The sequence below is a fragment of the Caulobacter sp. B11 genome (assembly GCF_002737765.1).
Taxonomy (GTDB): domain Bacteria; phylum Pseudomonadota; class Alphaproteobacteria; order Caulobacterales; family Caulobacteraceae; genus Caulobacter.
The window spans coordinates 1-2009 of sequence record NZ_PEGG01000336.1 but is presented as its reverse complement, the minus strand read 5'-3'; the positions used below and the strand labels follow the sequence as shown (position 1 = coordinate 2009).

At 69.1% G+C, this 2009-nt stretch carries 1 pseudogene; it reads left to right on the top strand.

What is annotated here, in order from left to right:
* Positions 1-27: 27 nt before the first annotated feature.
* Positions 28-2009, top strand: a pseudogene (locus CSW58_RS12250) (TonB-dependent receptor); the annotation flags it as partial.

Here is a 2009-nt window from a genome sequence, read left to right as displayed (position 1 = left end):
CTCTCCTGGCTCCAAGGGCGTCCTTCCATGACCTATCGCTTTGCCTTCGCCGCCGTCAGCCTGCTGGCCTTGTCCGCCGCCAACGCCACCCGCGCCGCCGATACCGCGTCCGCTTCCAGCGCGGCCGACGCTCCGCAGCACACGGAAGTCTCGCAGGTCGTGGTGACGGCGGCCCCCTACGCCGTCTCGCTCGACACCGTGACCAGCAGCGTCAACGTGATCTCGCGCCAACAGCTGGACCTCGCCCCGCCCGCCGGCATCGGCGATGTGCTCAATGGCCTGCCAGGACTGCGATCGACCTTTTTCGGGCCTGGCGCTTCGCGCCCCGTGATCCGCGGCCTGTCGGGCCCTCGGGTCATGGTGCTGCAGAACGGCGTGGGTCAGGTGGACGCCAGCGCCCTGTCACCGGACCACGCCGTGGCCTCCGACCCAGGCGAAGCCTCCAGCATCGAAGTCCTGCGCGGCCCCTCGACCCTGGCCTATGGCGGCTCGGGCATCGGGGGCGTGGTCAACATGATCGATGACCGGGTGCCCTCACGGCCGGCCGACCACGGTCCGGAGGGGCGTGTCTCGGCTTCGGCATCGTCGGTCGATGATGGCCTGGCGATCAGCGGCGCCGTGAAATTCGGGGCGGGCCCCCTGGTCTTCGCCCTCGACGCCGCCCACCGCCAGACCGGTGACTACGCCGTGCCCGTGGCGCCGGTCACGGATCGCCTGGCGACCCGAGACGGCCTGACGGTCGACCCGGACAAGACGGTTCGCAACACCGACGTCGAGGTCGACGCCTATGGCGCCGGGGTTTCCTATGTCCACGACCGGGGCTTTTTCGGCCTGTCGGTCAAGCGCACCGACACGACCTATGGTGTGCCCTACGCCCAGATCCTGTCTCCGATCGATCCCGACGCCGAAGGCCCGATCTCGATTCACCTGCAACAGACCCGCTACGACCTGAGAGGCGAACAGGCCCTCGACGGCGATCTGTTCGAGAAGGTTCGCGTCTCGATCGGCTATGCCGACTATGAGCACGCCGAGGTGCTGGTCGACACCGGCGAGACCGGCACCCGGTTCCTGGCTGACGGCGTCGAGGGCCGGGTCGAACTGGTCCATCGCGAACATAACGGCCACCAGGGCGCCATCGGCTTCCAGGCCCTGTCGCGGGGGTTCCAGGCGATCGGCGATGAGGCCTTCGTGCCGGGTACGGATATCCAGGAATACGGCGTCTTCACCTTGCAGCGCTGGGATCGCGACACCTGGGGCGTCGACACCGGCCTGCGGCTGGACCGCCGAACCCTCACCACCGCCGCCCAGGAGCGCAGCTTCGACAATGTCTCGGCCTCGCTGGGGGTGTTCCTCAAGCCCACCGGCAACCTATTCTACGCCCTGAGCCTGTCGCGTAACGGTCGGGCCCCGACCGAGTTCGAACTCTTCGCCAACGGCCCCATCCCGGCACGGGTGCTTTCGAGCTGGGGGCGCCGGACCTCGACTCCGAAACCGTGTTGTCCCTGGAAGCCACGGTCCGCTGGAAATCCGACCGGGCGCACGCCGAGGCCCATCTGTGGGGCGCGCGCTATGACGGCTTCATCGAGGAGGCCCCGACCGGCGCGGTCGAGGACGGTCTGCCCGTCTTCCAGTATTTTCAGACCGGCGCCCGCTTCCAGGGCGTGGAGCTTGAGGGAGGCTTCGAGGCTTGGCGCTCGGGGGAGCAGGCCCTGCACCTGGACGGCGTGGCCGACTGGGTTCGAGGCGACACCGACGCCGGCGCGCCCGCCCGCGTGCCGCCCTGGGCGGTTTCGGGTTCGGCGACATGGTCGACGCCTCGGCTCGAGGCCACGCTCGACGTGCGCCGGGTCGCCGGCCAGGATCGGGTCGCCGCCTTTGAAACACCGACCGACGGCTACACCCAGGTCGGCCTGAAGGCCTCCTTCAAGCCACGGGCGGATTCGCCTCTGCGGCTGTTCGTCGACGGTCGAAACCTAACCAACGCCGAGATCCGCGAGCACGCCTCGTTC